Raw genomic sequence first — 25189 nt, 5'->3', positions numbered from 1 at the left:
TATGTTTTCTTTTAAACTTCATGTTTTTGCGATATGACATGTTATGCTGCCCATTGCAAGATGCAAAGATACGGCAAATCCTTGAGAATTAAGAATAATTTGCGTAAAACATTGTTCTATAGCCAGTTTTTTTTGTACTTTTGCAGTCAAATTTGCAAAATAACAGCGATATAGTTTTATTTAAAGTAGTATGAAGATAGGTTTCGATAACGAGAAGTATCTGAAGATTCAGTCAGAACACATCAAGGAGAGAATCTCACAGTTTGACGGAAAGCTTTACCTCGAATTGGGCGGTAAACTTTTTGACGATCACCATGCCAGCAGAGTTTTGCCGGGGTTCCAGCCTGACAGCAAACTGCGTATGTTCCAGAAAATCAGCGATAGCATCGAGATTGTTATTGTGATTAGTGCAGCCGATATAGAGAAGAACAAGAAGCGTGCCGACTTGGGCATTACATACGATGAGGACGTGTTGCGCCTTCGTGGTGAGTTCCAAAACCGTGGTTTCATGGTGGGGTCTGTTGTAATCACTCATTATAATGGCCAGCCTGCCGCCATCGCCTTCAAACAGCGTCTGGAGCGCGAAGGCATCAAGACTTACTGCCATTATCTCATCGAGGGCTATCCTCATAACGTGAGTCTGATTGCCTCTGACGAGGGCTTCGGTCAGAACGATTATGTTGAAACAGAGCGTCCGCTGGTTATTGTTACTGCGCCGGGTCCTGGCAGCGGTAAGATGGCGGTTTGCCTGAGTCAGCTTTATAATGAGAACAAGCGTGGTGTGCGTGCCGGTTATGCCAAGTTTGAGACATTCCCAGTGTGGAATCTCCCATTGAAGCATCCTGTGAACATCGCATACGAGGCTGCTACTGCCGATCTGAACGATGTGAATATGATTGACCCGTTCCATCTGGAGGCTTATAACAAGATAGCCATCAACTATAACCGTGATGTAGAGATTTATCCTGTGCTCAATGCGCTGTTCGAGGGTATCTATGGTAGCAATCCATACAAGTCGCCTACAGATATGGGTGTGAACATGGTAGGTTTCTGTATCTCTGATGATGAGGCTTGCTGCGAGGCATCCAAGAATGAGATTGTCCGCCGTTACTATGCGGCTACCAACAAGATGGCGGCTGGTGCTTGCAATGATGATGAGATCAATAAGATTCAGATGCTCTTCAATCAGGCTAAGATTACTACTGATTACCGCAAGGTGACGGTAGCTGCCAAGAATCATAAGAAGGAGACGGGTCATACCTCTTCTGCCATTGAGTTGGAGGATGGTACCATTATCTGCGGTCATAGCAGCGAGTTGCTGGGCTGTAGTGCCGCCTTGCTCCTGAATGTTACCAAGCAGTTGGCAGGCATCGACCATGAATTGAAGCTGATTCCTCAGTCGATGATTGAGCCTATCCAGCATACCAAGGTGAATTATCTCGGTGGTCACAATCCTCGTCTTCATACGGATGAGGTTTTGGTAGCTCTTTCTGTTCTTTCAGAGAATGATGAGAACTGCAGGAAGGCATTGGAGCAGTTGCCTAAGCTTCGCGGCTGTCAGGCTCATTGCACCGTGATGCTGAGTGATGTAGACCAGAAAATCTTCAAGAAGCTCGGTGTGGATATCACCTGCGAGCCGGTATTGAAGAAGTAAATTCGGGTTGGATACTATTGAAGAAGCAAATTTGCCTTAAACAATATACCCCCGAAAAGTTATAGTTAATCTCGTAGATTGATTAATTATACCTTTTCGGGGGGGGTGTTTTTATTTTATACAGAAACATTATCTTAATGCCATAACTCTGCTGAGGATCAGTTTCTTGTATTCCTTCTTCATGCTGTCCGGCAGGAAGGAGGCTTCTATCAGGTCGAGCCATTTCACGATGGATCGGCGGAACTTTTTGGCGATGTTGTTGATTACCTTGTCGCTGAGGCCCGAGGCGGTCATTACCTTGACGAAATCAGATTTCTGAATCTTTCTCTTTCTTCCGTTGAGTGTCAGGGCGAGTTCCTCGGTATCTTCTGGCATCACAATCTTCGTGCAGAGGAGGTCGTAGGCTGGGGTTAAGCCATAACCCAACTTGCGGTTGTTGTATAGCGAGAAGTTCTTGAGGTGCATGTCTGCGTTGCCCGTGATCCATGAGAAGATGACCACTTCCCAATAGTTCACGAGGTCGAGCTGCGAGAAGGCGGAATACTTCTTGATGAGTCTGGCTACCTGCTCGTAGGAACCTTTATATTTGTATTCGGTAAGGCGCTCTGACAGCTGACACATATCTTCCATCGGAACCTTTTGTCCATCATCCAGTCGGTCTATTCTCCGGGTGATATAACAGAGTTCACCATCGGCAAAGCGAATCAGTCCGTGGGGAACCACAGCTATCTTGGCGGCTTCGGCGAGATGCATCGTGAGGTCTTCTATTTCCGGTAGACAGCGGTAGCGGTCGGTTTGTGGCTTGAGGATATATTTTCCCCAAAGACCTACGATGGTGAAGCGGGATGGTTCGTTCTTTCCGCCCGGATTTACATCGAGCGAGAGCTTCGCCTGCACACCGGTGAGGGTGGTCTGGGCACGCACTACCTGTTTTGCCAGGTCGCTAATTTCCTTTCTAACGTAGGGTAGGACAGGGGCTTCCTTGGTGCCGAAGAGCTTGCGTGCGCAGGCGGGATGGTAATCTACCTGACCAGGTTTGAGCGGTTTATAACAATATAGACATTTCTCCATATCTTATTCTCCTTTCTGTTTATGGGGTGAACCATTCATTTCTTCTGCTGGAGATTCGTTTGTAGGAATCACGCTTACTGCTCCGATGCAATCCTTGCAGCAGGCAAGGAGGAGCGACATTCTGTCGCGCTGGTTGATTTTCCAACTGCTTTCTGCAATGTTCAGCAGCCAGCCTTCGGGGATTAATCCATCGAAGAATGGAAACAGCACGGTATCGTGGTAGGGCTCATCGGATAAGGGAAGCGTCAGACTTACGGCTTCCGCACCATCCGATGCCAGATAATCTGAATCATAGGCGAAGGTAAAGCCTGTCTCGTCTTCCGTCAGCAGACCTACGTATTGGTCGTAGAGATATATTTTTCCTTGTTTCATGATATTTTATTTTTATTCTTTTTTGATAGGAACGGGGCCTATTTCCTGACCGAACAGGAGGAGGACCTGATTTACTTTATCGAGTCGCAAAGTTTCCTTTCCCTGTTCCAGTTCTCTTACAAATCTGAGTCCTACGCCCGATTTCGCTGCCAGATCTACTTGCGTCAATCCGAATTGCTTGCGCATTTCCTTGACGTATGATGATAATGTATTGCTCATGTTCTTGTTGTTTTATACCCTATCGGGTAATATTATATATGGGATAATATTATATTATACCCTTTCGGGGGCAAATATACGAATAAAAAATGAAAATACCCCCGAAAAGGTATAATTTATAATATCATTTAACAAATTATACCTTTTCAGGGGTAATGTTATGCGTTTGTGGCTGGAGTAACTCCTGTTACATTAGCTAGTGTGTCACGGATAAAACCATTGATGGTTGTTCCTGCTTGCATTGCCATCATCGCAATACGACTATGGATTTCAGGAGTGATGCGGATATTTAAGTTGCCACTATAAGGTACACGAGGTGCCTTTCCATTGGCTTTACATAAGGCAAGATAGTCATCTATTGCGCCTTCAAAATCCTTGCGTAATTCATTAACGTCTTGACCTTCGTAGGTAATCATATCCTTGCTCATTCCGAGAACTTTGCCATATAAGCAATTGTCCTCCTCACTATAATCTACGCTACCCGTATAACCTTTATATTTTAATAATCCCATATTATGTTCCTCCTATTTGTTAATATATCCATTAGTTTTTAGAAATGTGAATACTTGTCTCATAACATATCCTTTGATTATATTTGAAGGATGAGGCTTGTGCATGATGTAGCTATTACCATCTATGTCATTGACAAATATGACTCTTGAACCAGAAGTTGCTCCTTTGTTTTCCTGATGGAACCCATAGCAGGAAAATACACTAACTATTTCGTCGAAAGTGAAATCTTTCGGCAGGCTATAGAAACGTTTCAAAAGTTTATCTTTCTTGTTCATTTTCCACATTCTTTATGTATCCGACTGCAAATGTAACTAAAAATAGTTACACTGCCAAGTATTTGGGGCTTTTTAACAATCTTTTCCTGGCTTTAAGTATGTACTCCTACAAAAAAAGCGTAATGAACCCCTTTTTCAGGTAATCCATTACGCTTTCATTTTTATCTGGTAATCTTTATTTTCCGAGATTATTTTTCTTCTCGTTCAGTTCTGCCTGCTTGCGCATCATCTCTTCCTGCTGCTTGCGCTGCATCTCCTGGAGAGCCTGCATTCTTGCCATCAGGCCGCTTGCCTTCTTAGGGTTGTTCTTGTTTTCCTGATAGCGCTTCTCAAGGATGGCAAGGAGTTTCTCGTCGTCGGTTGTCTTGCGTAGGGTCCACATGATTGCGGCACTGAAGAACAATGAGATGAAGTAGTAGAAGTTCAGACCGGCTGAGTAGTCATTGAACATGAAGAAGAACATCAATGGCATGAGATACATCATCCACTGCATCATCTTCATCTGCTCTGCCTGCTGACCTACCATCTGGTCGCGCTGCTGACGCATGGTCATCCATGAGTACAACAGGTTGGCTACACAGAACAGGATACAGGTCAAACTCAAGTGGTCGCCAATCAGCCAGATGTTGGTGTTCCATTCGATGATTGGGTCGAAGGTACTCAAGTCGTTCATCCACAGGAACTTCTCACCACGAAGTTGGATGGCATTAGGTACGAAGTTGAACATCGCAACCCAAACCGGCATCTGAATCAGCATAGGCAAGCAACCGGATAATGGGCTTACACCATACTTGGCATATTCCGCCATCATCGCCTGCTGCTTCTGCATCTGGTCCTCAGGCTTGTTATACTGAGCTGTAGCAGCTTCGAGTTTTGGTTTCAGCACGCGCATCTTGGCTGAACTCATGTAGCTCTTCTTCACCATAGGGTAGGTGATGAGCTTGAGGAGCAAGGTGATGAGAATCAATACGATACCCATTGGGAACACGTTGCTCAACCAGTCGAATACGTAGAGTGTGAAGAAACGGTTGATCCAGCGGATGATAGGCCATCCCAGGTATACGAGTTTCTGGAATTCCAAGTCCTTGCCAAAGGTACTTTCCTTCTCGGTATTCTTCAGAATCTGGAAGTCGTTAGGACCGAAGTAGAATTCAAACTCAGATGCCTTCTTACCAGTTGGGTCGAAAGCAGTCTTCATCTTGGCCTGGAACTGCTTCAGATAGCCCGAACCCTTCTCCTGAGGGATAGAGGTCATGAAGGCATCCTTCTCGAAGTTATCCTTTGCTACGATGATGGCAGAGAAGAACTGGTTCTTGAAAGATACCCAGTCGATGGTTTCTTCTATCTTCTCGTCAATTTTCTCGCTACCTTCGTTGAGGTGGTCGGTACCGCCCTCTACATTATGGTAGGTGAGGGTAGTGTAACGGTTTTCGAACATGAAACCACGTTCCTGCTGGCGTGCCTTGTCGCTCCAGTCAACATCCATCTTGTTATAATTAGGTGAGAACAGACCCGCCATGCCATTTGTCTGAAGGCTCATGTGCAGCATGTAGTCATTGCCCAATGTATAAGTCAGGGTGAGCGTCTTGCCTTCACCAGCCACAGCGGTCATGGTTACAGACTTGTCGGTCACGTTGGATGGAGTGAAGTAGAGATCGCTGGTGATGATGTTGGCCTCCTTAGCCTCGAGCATGAACTTGAGGCTCTGGTCGTTACCGTCGAAGAGGGTTACGTCCTTGGCATCAGCCGAACCGTCTTTCACCTGCAGGTTGTGTCCCACATAGCCCTTGATGACAGCCTTCTCTACAGTAGCACCCTTGGTGTTGAGTGTTAATTCTACCTTCTCGTTTTTCAATACAATCTTCTTAGCCTGGCCTTTGAGTGCCGAATAGAAGAGGGCGGTTGAGTCTGCCTCAACCTTTGCTTTGGCCTCAGCCTGGCGCTTAACAGCGGCAGCCTTGCTGGCCTTTTCCATCTCGGCATGTTTAGCCTTGGCGATGGAGTCCTGAACAAATGCCGCTCTCTGTTCTTCGGCAGATGGCTGGTTATACCAGCTAAAGCCAATCAGCACTACGGCAATCAGGAGGAAACCGATAATGTTGTTCTTGTTCATTTTTAAAATTTGAAATTAAAGGAGTAAAGGGAATCACTCCTTTAACTCCTAATATTTACTTTTTGTTTTCTATTGCTGTCTTTACGAAATCCATGAAAAGTGGATGTGGTTTCAGCACCGTACTCTGGTATTCAGGATGATACTGTGTACCTACGTACCACTTCATGCCTGGGATTTCTACGATTTCTACCAGTTCGCTCTCAGGGTTTCTGCCTACGCACATCATGCCGTTCTTTTCAAATTCCTGCTGGAACTCGTTGTTGAACTCATAGCGGTGGCGATGGCGTTCCTGAATATGCTCCTTCTTGTAGATATTGAACACGCGTGAACCCTGTTTCAGCACACACTCGTAAGCGCCGAGACGCATGGTTCCACCCATGTTTGATATGTTCTTCTGTTCCTCCATGATGTCGATGACATTGTGTGGAGTCTTCTCGTCCATCTCGCGTGAGTTGGCATCCTTGTAGCCCAATACGTTGCGGGCAAACTCGATGACCATCATCTGCATACCCAGGCAGATGCCGAAGGTAGGGATGTCGTGGGTGCGGGTATAGTGGGCGGCGATAATCTTGCCCTCGATGCCTCGCTGGCCGAAGCCTGGGCAGATGACGATACCGTCCTGTCCCTTCAGCTGTTCAGCCACGTTCTCTTCTGTGAGATATTCTGAGTTGATGAAGGTAATCTTCACCTTATGGTCGTTGTAGGTGCCGGCATGCGAGAGACTCTCGCGGATACTCTTGTATGCATCCTGCAGGTCGTACTTGCCTACGAGACCGATGTTTACCACCTCTGTAGCCTTGTTTCTGCGGTCGAGGAATGCCTTCCAAGGACCCAGCGCAGGTGTCTCGCCGATAGGCTCGCCCATCTTGCGGAGGATGGCGGTGTCGAGGCCCTGGTTCTGCATGTTTACAGGCACCTCGTAGATGCTAGGAAGGTCTTCGCTCTGAATCACGCAGTCCAAGTCTACGTTACAGAAACTTGCTACCTTCTTCATGATTCCCTCTTCGAGATGTTTCTCGGTGCGGAGAATCAGGATATCTGGCTGAATACCTACGCTCTGCAGTTCCTTCACGGAGTGCTGGGTAGGCTTTGTCTTCAACTCGCCTGCTGCCTTCAGATAAGGCACATAGGTAAGGTGAACGTTGATGGCGTTCTTGCCCAGCTCCCATTTCAGCTGTCGGATAGCCTCCATGTAAGGGGCGCTCTCTATGTCGCCGATGGTTCCGCCAATCTCGGTAATCACGAAGTCATAGTGATACTTCTTGCCGAGCAGCTTCACGTTGCGCTTGATCTCGTCGGTGATGTGAGGCACCACCTGGATGGTTTTGCCGAGATAATCGCCACGACGCTCCTTGTCGATGACTGCCTTGTAGATACGACCAGTGGTGAGAGAATTCGCTTTCGTAGTTTGAATGCCGGTGAATCGCTCGTAGTGTCCGAGGTCGAGGTCGGTCTCCATACCATCTACCGTTACGTAGCACTCACCATGCTCATACGGGTTCAGCGTACCCGGGTCGATGTTGATGTATGGGTCAAACTTTTGGATAGTAATGTTGTAACCTCTTGCTTGAAGAAGTTTACCGATGGATGAAGATATGATTCCTTTACCCAAAGAAGAAACCACACCACCAGTTACGAAGATGTACTTTGTTTCAGCCACGATATTTATAATTTAAATTAGAATAATTTGGGTGCAAAGTTACGACATTTTTGTGAAATGAGCAAAAATATTTCTAATAAAGGGCATAGATTTATGAATTATTTATTACCTTTGTGCCCAAAATTTATAAAATTAAGGTATGAAAATAAAATTTGGATTACTCGTTCTTGCGTTCCTTTCGGCTCTGACGCCTGTTTCTGCCCAGCGCAAATTGAAGAAGGTGGCGCCCGGAGAGGCATCGAAGAACAGGTTGGCTGAAATCTATGCTGACTCGCTCTTGATGTGCCGTCAGCGCATCGATTCCATGAAGATGGATTCCGGGGATAGCAGATATGCCCAGCTCTTTACGCCGCTCACCTTCTATCATGGGCCGGCAGCCCGCATGTTGCGACTCAAGCCTCAGGATGGGGCGAAGGATTCGCTCGGAACGATACTCGACCGGACGCTGATGGAGGTATATCTCAAGCGTCCCGACCTGGTGCGCAATACTGAGTCTCATCTTAAGGAGGTGGGGGCACCGCTGGCTGCGCAGAACAAACCGAAGAAGAATCATACTGACATCGTAGAACAGGTGGCTCCGAAGGCGATTGAGGTGGATGCGGCGCCGATGGATATCGTCATCACTCGTCCTAACTTCTGGACCATAGGTGGCGATTATTATCTGCAGTTCCTGCAAAACTATGTTTCTGACAACTGGTATAAGGGTGGTGAGAGCAATTATTCGGTGCTCGGAAGAGTGACGATGTTTGCCAATTACAATAACAAGCAGAAGGTAAAATGGGATAATAAGGTGGAGATGCGCCTGGGGTATCAGACTTCGAAGGGTGATACGGTTCATACGCTGAAGACGAGCGACGATATGATACGATACACCGGAAAACTCGGTCTGCAGGCTTCCAGAAAGTGGTATTATACCATCCAGCTGATTGGCCAGACTCAGTTTACGCATGGTTACAAGAGTAATGACAAGACGGTTTATTCCGATTTCTTCTCGCCATTCAATCTGAACCTCTCTGTCGGTATGGATTATAATGTAGACTGGTTCAATCACCGCCTGAAGGGTAGTGCCCATCTGGCTCCTCTGGCTTTCAACTGGAAGTATGTGGGCAGAGCGTCGCTGGCTACGCGGTACGGACTGGATGAGGGGAAGCATGGCATGACCGATTATGGTTCTGAGTGTACCTTCGACCTGTCGTGGCAAATAGCGGATAATATCAAGTGGAAGACCCGTCTCTGGGGATACACCACTTACAAGCGTGCTGAAATAGAGTGGGAAAATACCATTACCTTTCAGTTTAACCGCTATATTTCTACCAACATCTTCCTCTATCCGCGTTTCGACGATGGTGTGAAGCGCAAGGATGATGATAGCTATTGGCAGTTTAAGGAATTCATGTCAGTAGGTTTCTCTTATTCGTTCTAGGATAAGGTGTTGGCAGTAAACACTATAAAGGCTCGTTCCTGTTGAGGAGCGAGCCTTTGTTGTATCTGTTAGAATCGGAAGCAAACCTCGGCATCTGCCATGGAGTAATTATGCTTCGCGAGTGTCTTGTCGTTGATGAGCGCATACTCGGTAAGGATAGAGATTCGCTTGCCGATGTGGAAGTTCAAACCTGCCTCATACTGGGTTCTCTGCATGTTGCTCTTGCCGTTAGGCTGATACATGTCGTAACGCACCTTCACGTCGATACGGCTGTTCTTTGGCAGCTGAGCCAATGGAGCGATAACCAATCCATATACACCCTGTGCCTTGTCGCCAATCTTTGCATTCAGATTGCAGTCCTTGGCGTTGGCATCGTTGAAGTTGGTGATGCTCTTGTCAAAAGCCTTGCCGGTAGAGTGGATATACTCAGAACGTACGGTCCAGCCGTCTTTCTTGTATTCGAAGGAGAAGGCATAGCGGTTTTGGCTGAGCTTGCGAACGCCAGAGCGTTCCTGAATGTCGGCAGTATAGGAGGCATCATGCTCGTCGGTCCATGTTCCCTTTCTTGCATAAGAACCGGTCCATCCGAAGGCACCGATGCGCATGCCGCTTACAGGCATTACCCATACACCACCAATCACATTCTTCTGCTGGTCAACGTCCTTGGTATTGGTTCCCTGTCCGTTGAATACACCAATCTGATAGTGCAGTAGGTTTCTGCCGTTGGCATTCTTGAGGAAATCGCCCTGGAACTGAAGACCGATGTCACGGCCGTTGGATGCATGCTCACCGGCACGGTCGCTGAAACCAGCCAGCTTGCTCACGTTCTGTGAATATCCCATGAAGCCCTGGTCGATAGGGTGCATCGGATTCTCAAAGGTGAATGGGTTCTTGAACTGACCGATTTTCACCTTGAAGTATTCATATTTCTGCCATTCAGCAAACAGATCCACCATTCTCGGACTGGAACCGAGGGTAGAGGTGTTGCCGTTGAACTGAATCTGAGTCTTCCAGTAGAAGTCGCCTGCTATGCGACCTTCGAGAGAGATACGCGCCATACGGATGTTGAATGAGTTGGATTCAGCATCTTTCTGTCCGCTGTACTGATACTGGGTCATTCCATAACCCGACAATTTCACGTTGCTCAACCATGATGGTATTTCGATGGTCTGCTTCTGCTGGGCGCTGGCTGAGACCGAAGCTGCAGCCATGAGCGCCATGATGATGGTTTTCTTCATCTTGTTTCTATTTTGATTTCTAGGTTTATCTCTTTTCGAGCAATACCACGTTCTCTACGTGAGGGGTATGAGGGAACATATCCACCGGCTGTACGGCAGCTACCTTATACTCCGCATCCATCAGCTGTAGGTCGCGAGCCTGGGTAGCCGGGTTGCAGCTTACGTATACGATGCGCTTTGGTGCTGCATTCAGAATGACGTTTATTACGTCTGGGTGCATTCCGGCACGTGGTGGGTCGGTGATGATGACGTCAGGTCGACCGTGCTGTGCGATGAAATCGTTGGTTAGGATATCCTTCATGTCGCCTGCATAGAAGAGGGTGTTCTTGATGTTGTTCACCTGAGAATTCACCTTGGCATCCTCTATGGCCTCTGGCACGTACTCGATACCGATTACCTTCTTTGCCTTGTGAGCCACGAAGTTGGCGATGGTTCCGGTGCCGGTATAGAGGTCGTAAACCAGCTCATCTCCGGTAAGGTTGGCAAACTCGCGAGCCACGCAGTAGAGGTGGTAAGCCTGCTCGGTATTGGTCTGGTAGAAACTCTTAGGACCCACCTTGAACTTCAGGTCTTCCATCAGCTCGTAGATATGGTCGTTGCCCTTGAAGAGGCTGAGTTCCAGGTCGTTGATGGTATCGTTTCCCTTCTGGTTATCTACATACATGAGCGATGTAATCTGAGGGAACTTGTCAGCCACCTGCTGCATCAGCTCCAATGCTCTCTGCTCATCGCCCTCCTCATCGTAGTGGAACTGGAAGACGAGCATCCACTCTCCGGTGTTCGAATTACGGATCATCATGTTGCGGAGCAAACCATGCTGCTCACGCAGGTCGTAGAAGGTATAGTCGTGAGAATCAGCATATTCGAATACGAAGTTGCGGATCTCGTTGCAGAGGTCATCCATCAGCCAGCACTTCCTGATAGGATAAATCTTGTCGAAGGCTCCGGTGATATGGAAACCGATGGCATTCTGGGCGTGGCGCTCCTTGAGCGATGTTACGGTATCATCCTCTTTCTGAGGGAGCTGAGCCAGTTCCTCGGCGGTGAACCATCGCTTGTTGCTGCATCCGAACTCTATCTTGTTGCGGTACTCCTGAGTCTTCACGCTGCCCATGATAGGGCGGAACTCAGGGAGTTCAATCTTTCCGATGCGGGTGAGCTGGTCTTCCACCTGCTTCTGCTTCGCCTTGATCTGTTCCTCGTAAGGCAGGTTCTGCCATTTGCATCCGCCGCAGATGCCGAAGTGCTCGCACATAGGCTCCTGTCGCACCTCGCTCTTCTTGATGAAGCGAACCACCTTGGCTTCGCAATACTTATGTTTCTTCTTTACTACCTGCAAGTCGACAACATCTCCTGGCACACAGAAAGGTACGAAGATGACCTGTTCATCTACGCGTGTGATGCACTTACCCTCGGCTGCTACTGCCTCGATGGTGATGTTCTCTAACAGAGGTAATGGTTTACGTTTTCTTGCCATAATAATGTTTTGTATTTTTTTTATGGGTGCAAAGATACTGCAATTTTATGAGAAATGCAAGAGTTGTCCCAAATTATTTGCGAGTAAAGGTAAAAAGGCGATTAAAGGTAAAAAGGCGATTAAAGGTAAAAAAGTAAAAAGATTGTGAGGCGATAACAAAAGTAACAGGTAATATTCGGTGGTTGTAAAGGGATGAAATGTGAATGTGAATTTGAAATGTAAGTGAAGAAAACGGACTGTCATGTGTATCCTTTTGTCAAGGCTGTTTATTGATGATTTTTGATAGTATATATTTTAATTGTACGTACGCGCGTACCTTATTATATTAGAATTAAATGATATTAATATCATTACATGCATTCTTTTTTCTTTGCTTACATTTCAAATTCACATTCACATTCACATTTTTATATCAAAGGTCACCTGTTACTTTTGCTATCGCCTCACAATCCTTTTACCTTTAAAATCCTTTTTTACCTTTTTATCCTTTTACCTTTAAATTGCGTCCCGACGCAGCCGTTGCTACATCGCGACGTGTCTGGCGCTGCGTCGGGACGTAGCCATCGCTACGTCGTGACGCAGTTTCGGGCGCATCGGCAGGGAGGTAAAAAACATTAGAATGCAGGCTGCAATACCGAGAGACTCACTTTCAGATTCGTCAAATATCTTTCTATCGTATACGGGATTGTTAATTTTCTGCCCGTGTGTGCGTCAACAGTATAAAATGTAATCTCGGGATAGCAAAAAAGCGTATAAAAGTTTGGTAGTATCAAATAAAAATCGTATCTTTGCATTACAATTAATAATTAGCAACGTAAAACGAAATAAAATATATACCTATAACAATTATGAACGAAAAAAGAGTTTATACATTCGGAAACGGAAAAGCAGAAGGCAATGCCCAAATGCGAGAAGTACTTGGTGGTAAAGGCGCGAACCTTGCCGAAATGAACCTCATTGGGGTACCTGTTCCTCCAGGTTTCACCATTACAACAGACACTTGTAATGAATATTATGAAGTGGGTGAGGAAAAAATCAAAGAACTTCTTCAGGACGAAGTGATGGCTGCTGTGGCTCATACTGAGGCATTGATGAACAGCAAGTTCGGTTCTGTAGAGAATCCACTCCTCGTATCAGTACGCTCAGGTGCACGCGCATCTATGCCTGGTATGATGGATACCATCCTCAACCTCGGTTTGAATGACGAGGTAGCTGAGGGATTGGTCAAGAAGACCGGTAACCCTCATTTCGTATACGATTCATATCGCCGTTTCGTACAGATGTACGGTGACGTCGTTATGGGATTGAAGCCTGTAAACAAGGAAGATATCGACCCATTTGAGGCTATCATCGAAAAGGTGAAGGAAGAGCAGGGCGTTACACTTGACAAGGACCTCTCTGTAGAGTCGCTCAAGAAGCTCGTTGAACTCTTCAAGGCTGCCATCAAGGAGCAGACCGGTCAGGATTTCCCTACCAACCCAATCGATCAGCTCTGGGGCGCTATCTGCGCTGTGTTCCGTTCTTGGATGAACGAGCGTGCTATCCTCTACCGCAAGATGGAAGGTATTCCTGATGAGTGGGGTACTGCCGTATCTGTCATGGCGATGGTGTTCGGTAACATGGGCGATACATCTGCTACAGGTGTTTGCTTCTCACGTGACGCTGGTAATGGTGAGAATCTCTTCAATGGTGAGTATCTTATCAACGCACAGGGTGAGGACGTGGTAGCCGGTATCCGTACTCCACAGCAGATTACAAAGATTGGTTCTCAGCGCTGGGCTGAGCGTGCGGGTATCTCTGAAGAGGAGCGTGCTGCCAAGTATCCTTCTATGGAAGAGGCTATGCCTGAACTCTATAAGGAACTCGACGCGCTGCAGGATAAGCTGGAGCACCACTATCACGATATGCAGGATATGGAGTTCACCGTACAGGAAGGCAAACTCTGGTTCCTCCAGACTCGTAATGGTAAGCGTACAGGTACTGCTATGGTGAAGATTGCCATGGATCTCCTCCACGAGGGTATGATTGATGAGAAGACTGCTATCCTGCGCTGTGAGCCTCAGAAGCTCGATGAGCTTTTGCATCCTGTATTCGATAAGCTGGCTCTCTCTAAGGCTAAGGTCATCACACAGGGCCTCCCTGCATCTCCAGGTGCTGCCTGTGGTCAGATTGTATTCCACGCTGACGATGCTCAGGAGTGGCATGAGGACGGCAAGAAGGTCATCATGGTTCGTATCGAAACATCTCCAGAAGACCTCGCTGGTATGTCAGCTGCTGAGGGTATCCTTACCGCTCGTGGTGGTATGACTTCTCACGCTGCCGTTGTAGCTCGTGGTATGGGTAAGTGCTGCGTTTCAGGTGCTGGCTCTATCAACGTTGACTACAAGACTAAGACTGTAGAGATTGAAGGCGTTGTTTACAAGGAGGGTGATTACATCTCTCTGAACGGTACTACAGGTCAGGTTTACGCAGGACAGATTGAGACAAAGGCTGCAGAACTTTCAGGCGACTTCAAGGAGCTGATGGATCTCTGCGACAAGTATACAAAGATGGAAATCCGTACCAATGCGGATACTCCACACGATGCTGAGGTAGCCCGTGCATTCGGCGCCAAGGGTATCGGTCTGACACGTACTGAGCACATGTTCTTCGATGATCAGAAGATTGTAGCTATGCGTGAGATGATTCTGGCAGACTCTGTTGAGGGTCGTGAGAAGGCACTTGCCAAGCTCCTCCCATATCAGAAGGCTGACTTCTATGGAATCCTCAAGGCAATGGATGGCTGCCACGTGAACATCCGCTTGCTCGACCCACCTCTCCACGAGTTCGTACCTCACGATTTGGCTGGTCAGGAGACCATGGCTAAGGAGATGGGCGTAAGCGTAGAGGAAATCAAGAAGCGTGTAAACTCTCTGGCAGAGAACAACCCAATGCTCGGTCATCGCGGTTGCCGTCTCGGTATCACATTCCCAGAGATTACAGCCATGCAGACCCGTGCCATCCTCGGTGCAGCTTGCGAGTTGAAGAAGGAAGGTTACAACCCATGTCCTGAAATCATGGTTCCGCTCATCGGTACCGTTCAGGAGCTCAAGCAGCAGAAGGCTATCATCCTCGCTACTTCTAAGGAGGTATTCGCTGAGTACGGCGTAGAGGTAGAATTTGAGATTGGTACCATGATTGAGATTCCTCGTGCTGCCCTTACTGCAGGTCAGATTGCAGAAGAGGCTCAGTACTTCTCATTCGGTACTAACGACTTGACACAGATGACCTTCGGTTACTCTCGTGATGACATCGCTTCCTTCCTCCCTGCATACATGGAGAAGAAGATTCTGAAGGTTGACCCATTCCAGGTTCTCGACCAGGAGGGTGTTGGTCAGCTCATCAAGATGGCAGTAGAGAATGGTCGTGCTACCCGTCCTAACCTCCGCACAGGTATCTGCGGTGAGCATGGTGGTGAGCCTTCATCAGTTAAGTTCTGCGCTAAGGTCGGTATGAACTATGCTTCATGCTCACCATTCCGCGTGCCAATCGCCAGACTTGCTGCGGCGCAGGCTGCTGTTGAGGAATAAAGAATATTTGTTGATTATCAGTTAATTAAGAGGAAAGTCCTTTAAACAGGGGCTTTCCTCTTAATTCGTTTTTAGCAATAGTAGCACTAAAATGCTAAAAATGAAACGAAATGTTTAGAAAAGTTTTAGAGTAATTTTGTTTAACGTTTAGAGCGTGTTTAGAAGTTTTATGGCTACATTTAAGGTAATTGTTCAGAAACAGAGAAATGATGGCTTTTGGCCAGTTTACATCCGTATCACTCACAATCGTGGAGTGAAATATATAAGGACGGATAAGATAGTTGATTCTAAAGGTGTGGACAAGAAAAACAGAGAGGTTAAGGATCCTTTTGTTCTTCAGTCTTGTTCTGCAAGAATCGCAAAGTTTGCAGAGTTGTTGAATAAGGTGGAGATTAGAAAGTGGAGCGTCCATGATGTTGTGGCATATTTGGAGAAAGGTACTGCGGACATATGTTTTTCTGACTACGCTAGAAAATATCATGATGAAATGTATAATGATGGGCATGAGCGAAATGCAAGAAACTACGAATTGGCTTATCAGCATTTGGAAAGATATGCCGGAAGCAACAAGGTTATGTTCTCCCAGCTTACTACCCAGTTTATCAATGGTTGGATAAAAACTCTATCTAAGACAGCTAGAGCCAAGGAGATGTACCCTGTTTGTGTGAGACAGATTTTCAAGCAAGCATTGGCTGAGTTCAATGATTATGATAATGGTATGATTCGAATCACTACAAATCCTTGGCTAAAGGTGAAAATACCAAGTTCTGATGTTCCTGAGAAGAAGGCCATCACCATGGAAGAAGTTCGGGCGTTCTTTGCTGCCCCACTTCCAGAGAGCGACAGAGTCTTTCCTTTGCCAGAATTAGGCAGGGATGTTGCTATGATGGTCATGTGCTTGGCTGGTATCAATACCGTTGATATTTACAGGTTGAAGAAAAAGGACTATCATGATGGAATAATTGGCTATGAGCGAGCAAAGACAAGAAATGCCCGACGAGATAATGCTTATATCGAGATGCGAGTGCCTGGAATCATCCTGCCTTTATTTGAGAAGTATTTGGATAAGACCGAGTCGCCTTACTTGTTTAATTTCCACCAAAGAATGACTTCCAGTGACTCTTTCGGTGCCAATGTCAACATTGGCATAAGAAAAGTTTGCGAGAAATCACTTGGTATGAAGCATGATGAAACTTATTGCGTCTATACTTTTCGCCATACGTGGGCTACTGTGGCTCAAAATGAATGTGGGGCTACGTTGGCAGAGGTTGGCTTTGCAATGAACCACTCTGATCGCTATAGAGTTACGAGAACTTATGTGAAGCTAGATTTTACGCCAGCCTGGGAACTCAATGAAAAGGTGGTGGAGAAGATTTTCTTCACGGAAGATCGCTCTACTACTCATGTTTCAGATGAGAAAGGTGACCATTTCGAAAGATTCTCATATAAGCAGCTCATCAAAGGTACGCTGTATTATAGAGGCAAGGCTCTAGTGAAGGTGGAAGATGTCGGCTTCAATAATGTAAATGATGTTATTGAATATCTTATGGCTAGAATGCCAGATACCATCCCTGCAAGAACGATGGTTCAAATCCGTATCGAAAACAAAGATAAGGGGCAAACTAAGGATTATAGTAGAATAGTGAAATAAATATAAGTAATAACTTGCAAGTTACGAAACTTTTTCGTAACTTTGCTAACAATTAAGAAAATGAAACAGAAAAATGAGAAAGAAAGGTTTATCAGAGAAACTGTAATCAAGTATTTCTTTGACATGAGCAAATCTACATACACTATCATGGTCTTGGGTGGATTGGCGGCACTTTTTAAAATAATAAAGACAGACTAAGATGGCACGGTATCAGCTATATACTTGGGGATTGTCTTGACAATAGTCTTGGCTATAATTGGATTAATAATATCAAAAAGATAAAATTATGAATGCTTTAGGATTAACTTTTGCTATTTGCTTAGTGCCAGCATTGGCTTTTTTAGCATGGCTTTATACCCCATGGGGTAAGAAATGGTCTAAAGAACTTTGAGTATTAAGACAAAGAGAGGTGGCAAAGTTGATTTGTTACCTCTTTTTGGTTTCGGCTGCTCCCTGTTCAGTCGCAGCCAACAAACGAACCGTTCAGCTTCGCCTGTAAAGCGGTATCGCCGATGGGTGTCTTGGCAAATGTTCCAAATAGTAGCTGTTTGGAACATTTGCGCTTTTCTTATGTCTATGGCTTCGCTTTATTCCCTTTCTCCTGGCTTTCATCCATCCTCGGCTTCACTGAGTTCTCCTGAAAGCCTGAGAAACTGCACTGTGATGCCATAGAGCAGCAAGGGAGATAGGCCGAACCTTCATGTGGGGCTTTGGCCACCACACCCCTTGGCGGATGGCATACATGCGAGGAGGACTTTTCTTTCAGGGTAGGCTTGCTTCCGTTTTTGGCGAAGATGGACTTCCTTCCCATCTCCACCTATTTTGAAAGCCAGGCTACCCCTCTCTCCAAGCCACATGGACATGCCATTCTCCTCACAAGTGTGCCATCCTCTACGCTCCTATATCTATAGCCGAAGTTTCGGAATCTTATTTTTCTGTTTCTATATTTCCTTATTTTCTTATTTCTTTATATATTTATATAAGTATATAGTCCTATAAGAATATAATTGTTCCTACCTATAAAACTACAGTGCTATATCTATATTTTTCTTTTCTACTTTTCTTATATCTATGTTTTCATATTTGTTTCTATTGTTCGACCTCACTTTTTTATTGAAGCGGTAGCGTGACCTCTGCCTCCCTTGCTTTTTCCTGTGCAAAGTTATGGCGGCCCTGTCAGATACCAAGTACCAGGAGAGACCTCTTTATTTGGCTAAAACTTTCCTGGAAGCCTTCCGCAAATAATTCTTATTTGGGTATTCCAGAAAAGTTTCTACCAAATTCCTTGGCGTTCTGACTCCTCTGGGCTGCTATCCTTTCTGCACGTAAAAAGGCTACAGGAGGCGAAGGACACGCCGAGGTATGATTAAAAAAATATCGGATCGAACGAAACAAATAACTGTAAAAGGCTAGAAGGTTCCGGAAATCCAAAGTATAATTTTTAAAGTTGAACCCTATAAAAGTGAACGCAATGGAACATAATTTTAGTGATTTCTGTATGGAGGAGCATCCGCAGGTTAGAGCCTACAATAATGGCTTCGAAAGTTTGACAGTAGTAGAGTTAATTTCTATGATTATTGGTACTGGTACCAAGCGCAATGTTGAACAAGCTCGTCAGATTTACAGCGTGATGGGACAAAGTTTGAGAAACATCGCCAAGGCAAGACCAGAAGAACTTCAGGTAGTACAAGGGATAGGAGACAACAAGGCTATGGCTCTTCAAGCTGCTATGGAATTGGCAAAGCGTTTCCATTTGGAGAAAATGGGTGAAAGACCAGACTTGAGTAGTAGCCTTGCTATCTACAACTTTCTTCATCCTATTATCGGCAACTTAGACCATGAACAGGCACACTTGTTGTTGATGAATCAAAACTTCAAGTTGATTAAGGATGTGAAGATAAGTGAGGGTGGTTTGACTGAAACTGCTGTGGATATTCGAATGATAATCCGAGAAGCAACGCTCAATAATGCAACGATTATAGCTTTCGCTCATAATCATCCTAGCAATTGCCCTACTCCAAGCAAGGCAGATGACTTTTTGACACAACAAATAGCTAAGGCTTGCGAGTTGATGAGATTGTTCTTCATGGACCATGTTATCATCGCCGACGGAACGTATTATTCTTATCATGATAAGGGAAAACTTGATAATTGAGATAGGGAGGGTAAAATCCTCCCTATTAGTAAAGAAATGGTTGAAATAACTTGCAAGTTACGAAAAAGTTTCGTAACTTTGCCATCAAATTAAAGTAAAATGACAACAAGAGAAGATAGAGACAAAGCAAAGTCTGCAAGGGAAATGCTGAGCAAGTATTTCTTTAGCCTAAGTATAGTAACTTATACGGGTGCAGTTATGGGTACATTGGCATCAATGTTAGGTTTGTTGAAGGGCACAGATTTGGATTCGGGTGTGATAGGAACTGTGGCAATATTTGTTATTGGCTCGATTTTGACGGTGATATTTGCTTTCGTTGGAAATAAGATTATTAAAGGTAAATAAAAATATTACAATTATGATGTTAGCATTATGTTTTGCATGGTTTACACTCTTGGCTGGTGCATTCCTTATTTGGCTATATACCCCAAAGGGAAAAAAATGGTTACAGGAACTTTAAACGTTTTCTTGGAATATTAGTCATATGGAAGGATTTGCATTGGTAATGTGTATAGGTGCCGTAATTGGCATAAGTCTCGCAATTTAGTCTAATACCAAATCTGGACAAAGATGGATAGATAATTTGTAAAAGTTTGATAAAATATAGAGGTGGCAAGTTGCATTGCTGCCTCTTATTTTTTTCGTCTGCTCCCTCTTCAGTCGCAGCCTACAGACGAACCGTTCAGCTTCGCCTGTAAAGCGGTATCGCCGATGGGTGTCTTGGCAAATGTTCCAAATAGTAGCTGTTTTGAACATTTGCGCTTTTCTTATGTCTATGGCTTCGCTTTATTCCCTTTCTCCTGGCTTTCATCCATCCTCGGCTTCACTGAGTTCTCCTGAAAGCCTGAGAAACTGCACTGTGATGCCATAGAGCAGCAAGGGAGATAGGCCGAACCTTCATGTGGGGCTTTGGCCACCACACCCCTTGGCGGATGGCATACATGCGAGGAGGACTTTTCTTTCAGGGTAGGCTTGCTTCCGTTTTTGGCGAAGATGGACTTCCTTCCCATCTCCACCTATTTTGAAAGCCAGGCTACCCCTCTCTCCAAGCCACATGGACATGCCATTCTCCTCACAAGTGTGCCATCCTCTATGCCCCAAGATTCTATAGCTGAAGCTGTGGAATCTTGTCCCCTGTCGGCATCGATGATGGTGCCATGGGACTAAAGGGAGAGCGGTTGGCTTGTCCAGGATGTCCTAAAGGATATGGTGGACAAACCGATTGTTACATTTTCTTATATGGTTCTATATTTATATTTTTATTTTCTTATTTGTTTATATAATTATATATCTATATAAGAACTTAACTCGCTCTTTATAAGCCTCTTTTCTATTGTATAGATTACCAATTGTTGTAGAACGTATATATTTGAATGTTTGTAGTCTTTTTTTTATTTTTTGAGTTGTTTCATGGTAACAGTCTTCTTTATGGTGATACTTCTTGTTCTTGGTATAGTCGTCTAGATTAAATCCTTTCGATTTTGATATTACTCTTCTAGAACAAAATGGCGATGTTTGTTCTTTTATGCTTCAATGTCAAGAAGCTGTTTGATTTCTTGCTTCCTTTTTCTGTGTTATATTTTGGCATCTTCGTGCAAATTTGATTTTGTATATAGATGTTGCTCTGCATTATCTAAAACCAGTTGTGAAATCAGTAGTTCTGATGCGTTCAGCTAATTTTTATAATCCTGTTAACAACCATTTTACTTTGCAAAGTTAGCCCAAGCGGTGTTGGCAAGGGCGCACATCCTGTTTGTCTCAATATCTTTTTCAGACTTTTTGGGTGCAGTTGCTCCGGTTTCAAAAACTCCATGCCCTATGGGTGAAAAACATATTGGACATCTCTTGCCGCGACTCACCTTCTCCTTGGTTGCTGTTTTTATGCACGTAAAATTAGTATTAACATTTAAAAATTACAATTATGAACGCAATGAATAATTTCACAATCTCTGGTTTCGTAGTAAATAACGCAGAAGTACATAACTTTGAGAAATCAAGCATCGCACGCTTCGGAATCTCATATAGAACCTCAGTGAAAAAGGATGACCAGGAAATCAAGCTCTCGGCTATCCTTAACATCGAGACATGGATTAAGAATGATGACACCGCCACCTTGGATTTGCTCCAGAAGGGTAAGTTGATAAAGGTTGAAGGATTCTTCAAAGCTGATACCTATACCAAGGATGGAAAGGATTTCCATGTCACCAAGATGACTGCCACCAAGATTGAATTGGTGCGAAAAACAGCAAAGGAGGCTTAGACCTCCTTTTGTTTCTATGTTCTACTTTTATTGGCAATATCTAAAAGGCTATTTTTTGGATAGCCTTTTTGACTGCTCGTTACTAAGTTGCTTATATCTAGTAGTTTATGCTTTATATCTATATGTTGTTATAGATGTATATATTTATATGTCTATATTTTTATATAAACATATAGTCCTATAAGGATATAGTGCTTTGTTTCTATGTTTATATAAGGCAATATCTATATGGCTATATCCTACTTTTCTTATATCTATGTTTTCATATTTGTTTCTGTTGTTCGACCTCACTTTATTATTGAAGCGGTAGCGTGACCTCTGCCTCCCTTGCTTTTTCCTGTGCAAAGTTATGGCGGCCCTGTCAGATGCCAAGTACCAGGAGAGACCTCCTTATTTGGCTAAAACTTTCCTGGAAGCCTTCCGCAAATAATTCTTATTTGGGTATTCCAGAAAAGTTTCTGCCAAATTCCTTGGCGTTCTGACTCCTCTGGGCTGCTATCCTTTCTGCACGTAAAAAGGCTACAGGAGGCGAAGGACACGCCGAGGTATGATTAAAAAAAATATCGGATCGAACGAAACAAATAACTGTAAAAGGCTAGAAGGTTCCGGAAATCCAAAGTATAATTTTTAAAGTTGAACCAATAAAACATAGTGATTATGGCAAAAGTAATAGACGAAAACATTCAGCGTCAGCTGGATAAGAAGATTAGTTTCTTCGTGAAATACTTTCCTGCTCGCATTCAGAACGTAGGTGAGGATGCCAAGGCTGCAAGGCAGTTGGTATGGGCTTTCAAAGATTCTCGTGATTCTGCTTATGAGAAAGTAGCTCAGATGACTGCCAAGCACTTGAAAGAGGAATATGGCGAGAAAGTAAAAAGTATGGTTTTGGTCTGTGTTCCGACGAGTAAGAAGGAGAATTACCAAAGCAGATACATGATGTTCTGTAATAGAGTAAGTGAACTTACAGGCATAGGCAATGGTTTTTCTCACGTGTGCGTACTTCAAGACCGCTTGGATGTGCATAACCATCGAAGAGGTAAGAAAAAGACGGAACGCCAAGCGCAACTTATTGACTTGGACACTTACTATTTCAAGGACAAGGAGATATGTGTGTTTGACGATGTTGTCACCACAGGCAAAAGCTATGCGGATTTTGCGAACAAATTGGAGGATAGCGGAGCACACGTTTTGGGTGGTATGTTCTTAGGTAAAACTTATTATAGATATAATAGACAATGATTGAAAAGTATGAAAAACGGTGTTCCGTAGCATTTACGGGACACCGATTCATCTCTTCTGGTAGAGTGGAAGAGGTGAGGGAGAGTGTTAACAATGAGATTCGCTTGCTTTATTTCAAGGGATTTCGTAATTTCTTTTGTGGAATGGCTCTAGGCTTTGATATGCTTGCTGCTGAAGAGGTGCTGAAACTGAAGGAGGAACTTCCAGGCATCCTTCTTGTTGCCACTGTTCCATATCGGGAGCAAAATGAAAGATGGGATGCCAATCAGAAAAAACGTTATCTGAAGATTTTGGAGAAAGTGGATGATGTTATTGTGTTGAGTGAATATTATTACAATGGTTGTTTCCTCAAACGCAATGATTTCATGTTGAACCACGTTGCGGCTTTGCTTGCATACTTTGATGGAAAGCCAACGGGAGGAACTTTTTATACTGTAAGGAATGCAAAGCGGTTGCGCTTGCAAATTTGCAACCTGTTTTGATGGTTGCCTTTTGGATAGGTATTGCTAAAAAGGTAATGCCTATCCTTTATATCTAACTTGTTGATGTAATTGGATAATTCTTTTATATTCTCATTTGCCTATTATGTGAGATGGCGTATCTGTGTCTTTTTGTGGGGGTGAATATGCCATATAGTTGTTATTTGGAATATTATTGTTTTCTTTTTGTTCCTATAGTCTATAGGTGGGTAGAAAAAGAATATGTTAAATAAAAAGGTATATCGTGTTTATGCAGCCGTTTCTATCTAATTTATATACTTTTGCGATGAAATTTTCAATTAAAACAATGATTTATGAAATTTAAAAAGGTATTATTATTAGCGTTGCTTTGTTCCTCTGTCCTGGTAGGGTGCGAGGAACATCCTTCTTTCAAGACTTCCGTAGATGCTGTGGAAGGTTGCAAGAAGGAGCTAGCAGAGTTGAAGGAAATGGATGATGTATCTGTGGAGAATCTAGCAAAAGCTACCTCTGCATGGCTGGAAATACAAGATTCGGCTTATAGTGTATTCTCTCGTGACACTACCATCAATCTAAGAAGCCCTGTTGCCATGGCTTACTTTGTTGTGTCGGATTCTATACGTGGAGAACTCAAAAGACTGGCGTTTGCCAATCCTCGTTCTCTTCGTGATGTCATGTATCTTAAATTGAATACGGCAACGGCAAGAAAGAAGATAGAAAAGTCCGATGTGTATAAGGAGGCATTGGATTTCTATGACAAGCTCGATAAGCAAGATACTTATCCAAACTTGACAAAGACACTTATTGTGTATTCGGCTTTGCTGCATAATGCCAAGCCTTTCAAGCATGAAAGTGAACTTCTTGGATTCATCTCTGAAGAAGATAGATGCTTTCGTTCTTTGATGAAGTTTTTGAGTCAGGTTTCTAATGAGCAACTGCAGCAGCTTACTGATGCTACTGCTAGCATCTTCGATGGATTATATTCTTCAGTCGGCAGAAAAGTTGATGATGTCAATGATCGTACAATGCTTTATCTTACCATGCGTTTCAATCGCCGCATCGTTCAAAATGCCTTGGCTTGCAAGCAAGATGTGGAGAATGGAAAGAAGCTTAGTCATCTCCAGAGGGCTAACTACAGATGGATGCTCATTCAGCCGTTCATGGCTATTGATGACTATTCTACTGCTGCGCTAACAAGTAAGCAAAAGGAGGAACTTCTTGACATGTCAAATGAACTTCCTATGTTGCTGAACAAATTGGAGTTGGAAAAGCAGACTAAGGAGGAAGAAGATAAATTTACAAAAGTCCTTTCCGAATATTTCTTGAAATCGTATTTGTCAACATCTTTATAATAATAAAAACATGAACGAACTTATAGACTATACTCTCATCGAGAATGAGATTTTGAAAGATTCAATCTCTGATTTCCTCTCGGAAATTAGAGAAAAATCACCTGAATACTTCAATTCCCTTGGTGTGAAAACAGTATTGCACCGTGGCTATGCAGAAGTGTTTGTACTATTGAACAAGCAAGTGATGATGGAACATTTGGTGGATGAGCTGGCTAATGTGTTGGGCATCCATGTTCTGTATGCCGTCCGAGATAATAAAGGGCAGACATATAAGGCTGTGGCTTATTCCGTTCCTGTGGAAAACAAAATGTATGTCATTCATCTGGCTTCACAACAACATGGTGTCATAGAAAACATGACGGTCAACTTCTATGATAGCTTGGAGATCATGTACAAGCAGGTTTGTAAGGAATTTACCAACATGCCGAAGTTTGATATGTTTATCCTTGAAAAGGAAAAGTACTCGGATGTCATAAACAGTTTCTATTAA

Annotated in this window: 23 protein-coding genes; 13 read left to right on the top strand and 10 right to left on the bottom strand. The window is 44.2% G+C overall.

The window, feature by feature from the left end:
• Positions 1–190 precede the first annotated feature (190 nt).
• Entirely contained in the window at positions 191–1654 is a 1464-nt protein-coding gene (locus tag ONT08_RS00750; RefSeq protein ID WP_118086066.1) for a DUF1846 domain-containing protein, read from the top strand.
• A gap of 129 nt (positions 1655–1783) precedes the next feature.
• Here the strand turns inward: ONT08_RS00750 and ONT08_RS00745 are convergent, their stop codons facing one another.
• The 7 genes from ONT08_RS00745 to ONT08_RS00715 all read right to left on the bottom strand — a co-directional run bounded on the left by ONT08_RS00745 (position 1784) and on the right by ONT08_RS00715 (position 7877).
• Positions 1784–2725, bottom strand: coding sequence for a HipA domain-containing protein (locus ONT08_RS00745; RefSeq protein WP_119236053.1), 942 nt, complete (start codon positions 2723–2725; stop codon positions 1784–1786).
• A 3-nt stretch (positions 2726–2728) separates the two neighbouring features.
• A complete protein-coding gene (locus ONT08_RS00740) occupies positions 2729–3097 on the bottom strand; it encodes a HipA N-terminal domain-containing protein (protein ID WP_117692625.1) in 369 nt (122 codons plus the stop codon).
• Between the two features lie 12 nt (positions 3098–3109).
• Positions 3110–3316 (bottom strand): helix-turn-helix transcriptional regulator, encoded by a 207-nt coding sequence (locus ONT08_RS00735; protein WP_022111675.1) that lies wholly within the window; start codon positions 3314–3316, stop codon positions 3110–3112.
• A gap of 158 nt (positions 3317–3474) precedes the next feature.
• A complete protein-coding gene (locus tag ONT08_RS00730; protein ID WP_117727056.1) occupies positions 3475–3828 on the bottom strand; it encodes a type II toxin-antitoxin system HicB family antitoxin in 354 nt (117 codons plus the stop codon).
• 12 nt (positions 3829–3840) lie between these two features.
• Positions 3841–4104, bottom strand: coding sequence for a type II toxin-antitoxin system HicA family toxin (locus ONT08_RS00725; protein WP_118200010.1), 264 nt, complete (start codon positions 4102–4104; stop codon positions 3841–3843).
• A gap of 175 nt (positions 4105–4279) precedes the next feature.
• Positions 4280–6217: a membrane protein insertase YidC gene (yidC, locus tag ONT08_RS00720; protein ID WP_264958752.1), complete on the bottom strand. Its 1938-nt coding sequence runs from the start codon at positions 6215–6217 to the stop codon at positions 4280–4282.
• A 55-nt stretch (positions 6218–6272) separates the two neighbouring features.
• Entirely contained in the window at positions 6273–7877 is a 1605-nt protein-coding gene (locus ONT08_RS00715; protein ID WP_118086068.1) for a CTP synthase, read from the bottom strand.
• A 139-nt stretch (positions 7878–8016) separates the two neighbouring features.
• Here ONT08_RS00715 and ONT08_RS00710 point away from each other — a divergent pair, with 139 nt between their 5' ends.
• The gene (locus ONT08_RS00710; protein ID WP_264958750.1) at positions 8017–9300 is read left to right on the top strand and encodes a DUF3078 domain-containing protein; all 1284 of its coding nucleotides are present in this window, start codon (positions 8017–8019) and stop codon (positions 9298–9300) included.
• Between the two features lie 68 nt (positions 9301–9368).
• Here the strand turns inward: ONT08_RS00710 and ONT08_RS00705 are convergent, their stop codons facing one another.
• Both ONT08_RS00705 and rlmD read right to left on the bottom strand, forming a co-directional pair.
• Positions 9369–10538, bottom strand: a complete 1170-nt coding sequence (locus ONT08_RS00705; RefSeq protein ID WP_264958748.1) for an OprO/OprP family phosphate-selective porin — start codon at positions 10536–10538, stop codon at positions 9369–9371.
• A 25-nt stretch (positions 10539–10563) separates the two neighbouring features.
• Positions 10564–12015 carry a 23S rRNA (uracil(1939)-C(5))-methyltransferase RlmD gene (gene rlmD / locus ONT08_RS00700; RefSeq protein ID WP_264958746.1) on the bottom strand — a complete coding sequence of 484 codons (1452 nt, stop codon included), beginning with the start codon at positions 12013–12015 and terminating at the stop codon, positions 10564–10566.
• Positions 12016–12863: 848 nt separating this feature from the next.
• Here rlmD and ppdK point away from each other — a divergent pair.
• The 3 genes from ppdK to ONT08_RS00685 all read left to right on the top strand — a co-directional run bounded on the left by ppdK (position 12864) and on the right by ONT08_RS00685 (position 17433).
• The gene (gene ppdK, locus ONT08_RS00695; RefSeq protein WP_117587338.1) at positions 12864–15584 is read left to right on the top strand and encodes a pyruvate, phosphate dikinase; all 2721 of its coding nucleotides are present in this window, start codon (positions 12864–12866) and stop codon (positions 15582–15584) included.
• 169 nt (positions 15585–15753) lie between these two features.
• The gene (locus ONT08_RS00690; protein WP_264958744.1) at positions 15754–17235 is read left to right on the top strand and encodes a site-specific integrase; all 1482 of its coding nucleotides are present in this window, start codon (positions 15754–15756) and stop codon (positions 17233–17235) included.
• A gap of 60 nt (positions 17236–17295) precedes the next feature.
• On the top strand, positions 17296–17433 hold the full coding sequence (locus tag ONT08_RS00685; RefSeq protein WP_264958742.1) for a hypothetical protein: 138 nt from the start codon (positions 17296–17298) through the stop codon (positions 17431–17433).
• 376 nt (positions 17434–17809) lie between these two features.
• Here the strand turns inward: ONT08_RS00685 and ONT08_RS00680 are convergent, their stop codons facing one another.
• On the bottom strand, positions 17810–18046 hold the full coding sequence (locus ONT08_RS00680) for a hypothetical protein (RefSeq protein ID WP_117588231.1): 237 nt from the start codon (positions 18044–18046) through the stop codon (positions 17810–17812).
• Positions 18047–18706: 660 nt separating this feature from the next.
• Between ONT08_RS00680 and ONT08_RS00675 the strand changes: the two genes are divergently transcribed.
• From ONT08_RS00675 to ONT08_RS00640, 8 genes are all read left to right on the top strand, one after another.
• The gene (locus ONT08_RS00675) at positions 18707–19390 is read left to right on the top strand and encodes a JAB domain-containing protein (protein WP_264958740.1); all 684 of its coding nucleotides are present in this window, start codon (positions 18707–18709) and stop codon (positions 19388–19390) included.
• A gap of 99 nt (positions 19391–19489) precedes the next feature.
• Positions 19490–19735 (top strand): hypothetical protein, encoded by a 246-nt coding sequence (locus ONT08_RS00670; RefSeq protein ID WP_264958738.1) that lies wholly within the window; start codon positions 19490–19492, stop codon positions 19733–19735.
• A gap of 648 nt (positions 19736–20383) precedes the next feature.
• The gene (locus ONT08_RS00665; protein WP_264958737.1) at positions 20384–20557 is read left to right on the top strand and encodes a hypothetical protein; all 174 of its coding nucleotides are present in this window, start codon (positions 20384–20386) and stop codon (positions 20555–20557) included.
• Between the two features lie 754 nt (positions 20558–21311).
• On the top strand, positions 21312–21650 hold the full coding sequence (locus ONT08_RS00660; RefSeq protein WP_117588259.1) for a single-stranded DNA-binding protein: 339 nt from the start codon (positions 21312–21314) through the stop codon (positions 21648–21650).
• A 657-nt stretch (positions 21651–22307) separates the two neighbouring features.
• Entirely contained in the window at positions 22308–22889 is a 582-nt protein-coding gene (locus ONT08_RS00655) for a phosphoribosyltransferase (RefSeq protein WP_153088334.1), read from the top strand.
• Positions 22886–23371: an SLOG family protein gene (locus tag ONT08_RS00650; protein WP_301331949.1), complete on the top strand. Its 486-nt coding sequence runs from the start codon at positions 22886–22888 to the stop codon at positions 23369–23371. Before ONT08_RS00655 ends, ONT08_RS00650 begins: the two co-directional genes overlap by 4 nt.
• A gap of 311 nt (positions 23372–23682) precedes the next feature.
• Complete coding sequence (locus ONT08_RS00645; protein ID WP_117588025.1) at positions 23683–24699, top strand: hypothetical protein; 1017 nt, start codon at positions 23683–23685, stop codon at positions 24697–24699.
• A gap of 10 nt (positions 24700–24709) precedes the next feature.
• Positions 24710–25189 carry a hypothetical protein gene (locus ONT08_RS00640; protein WP_118313336.1) on the top strand — a complete coding sequence of 160 codons (480 nt, stop codon included), beginning with the start codon at positions 24710–24712 and terminating at the stop codon, positions 25187–25189.

Source organism: Segatella copri, from assembly GCF_026015465.1.
GTDB classification, from domain to species: Bacteria; Bacteroidota; Bacteroidia; order Bacteroidales; family Bacteroidaceae; genus Prevotella; species Prevotella copri_E.
Note: the sequence above shows the minus strand (reverse complement) of the source record. Positions and strands in the feature narration are given on the sequence as shown.

Excerpts from the sequence above, each read along its gene's own strand:
- ONT08_RS00750 (WP_118086066.1), top strand. The coding sequence starts at position 191 with ATGAAGATAGGTTTCGATAACGAGAAGTATCTGAAGATTCAGTCAGAA.
- ONT08_RS00745 (WP_119236053.1), bottom strand. The coding sequence starts at position 2,725 with ATGGAGAAATGTCTATATTGTTATAAACCGCTCAAACCTGGTCAGGTA.
- ONT08_RS00740 (WP_117692625.1), bottom strand. The coding sequence starts at position 3,097 with ATGAAACAAGGAAAAATATATCTCTACGACCAATACGTAGGTCTGCTG.
- ONT08_RS00735 (WP_022111675.1), bottom strand. The coding sequence starts at position 3,316 with ATGAGCAATACATTATCATCATACGTCAAGGAAATGCGCAAGCAATTC.
- ONT08_RS00730 (WP_117727056.1), bottom strand. The coding sequence starts at position 3,828 with ATGGGATTATTAAAATATAAAGGTTATACGGGTAGCGTAGATTATAGT.
- ONT08_RS00725 (WP_118200010.1), bottom strand. The coding sequence starts at position 4,104 with ATGAACAAGAAAGATAAACTTTTGAAACGTTTCTATAGCCTGCCGAAA.
- yidC (WP_264958752.1), bottom strand. The coding sequence starts at position 6,217 with ATGAACAAGAACAACATTATCGGTTTCCTCCTGATTGCCGTAGTGCTG.
- ONT08_RS00710 (WP_264958750.1), top strand. The coding sequence starts at position 8,017 with ATGAAAATAAAATTTGGATTACTCGTTCTTGCGTTCCTTTCGGCTCTG.
- ONT08_RS00705 (WP_264958748.1), bottom strand. The coding sequence starts at position 10,538 with ATGAAGAAAACCATCATCATGGCGCTCATGGCTGCAGCTTCGGTCTCA.
- rlmD (WP_264958746.1), bottom strand. The coding sequence starts at position 12,015 with ATGGCAAGAAAACGTAAACCATTACCTCTGTTAGAGAACATCACCATC.
- ppdK (WP_117587338.1), top strand. The coding sequence starts at position 12,864 with ATGAACGAAAAAAGAGTTTATACATTCGGAAACGGAAAAGCAGAAGGC.
- ONT08_RS00690 (WP_264958744.1), top strand. The coding sequence starts at position 15,754 with ATGGCTACATTTAAGGTAATTGTTCAGAAACAGAGAAATGATGGCTTT.
- ONT08_RS00685 (WP_264958742.1), top strand. The coding sequence starts at position 17,296 with ATGAAACAGAAAAATGAGAAAGAAAGGTTTATCAGAGAAACTGTAATC.
- ONT08_RS00680 (WP_117588231.1), bottom strand. The coding sequence starts at position 18,046 with ATGGGAAGGAAGTCCATCTTCGCCAAAAACGGAAGCAAGCCTACCCTG.
- ONT08_RS00675 (WP_264958740.1), top strand. The coding sequence starts at position 18,707 with ATGGAACATAATTTTAGTGATTTCTGTATGGAGGAGCATCCGCAGGTT.
- ONT08_RS00670 (WP_264958738.1), top strand. The coding sequence starts at position 19,490 with ATGACAACAAGAGAAGATAGAGACAAAGCAAAGTCTGCAAGGGAAATG.
- ONT08_RS00665 (WP_264958737.1), top strand. The coding sequence starts at position 20,384 with ATGGACTTCCTTCCCATCTCCACCTATTTTGAAAGCCAGGCTACCCCT.
- ONT08_RS00660 (WP_117588259.1), top strand. The coding sequence starts at position 21,312 with ATGAACGCAATGAATAATTTCACAATCTCTGGTTTCGTAGTAAATAAC.
- ONT08_RS00655 (WP_153088334.1), top strand. The coding sequence starts at position 22,308 with ATGGCAAAAGTAATAGACGAAAACATTCAGCGTCAGCTGGATAAGAAG.
- ONT08_RS00650 (WP_301331949.1), top strand. The coding sequence starts at position 22,886 with ATGATTGAAAAGTATGAAAAACGGTGTTCCGTAGCATTTACGGGACAC.
- ONT08_RS00645 (WP_117588025.1), top strand. The coding sequence starts at position 23,683 with ATGAAATTTAAAAAGGTATTATTATTAGCGTTGCTTTGTTCCTCTGTC.
- ONT08_RS00640 (WP_118313336.1), top strand. The coding sequence starts at position 24,710 with ATGAACGAACTTATAGACTATACTCTCATCGAGAATGAGATTTTGAAA.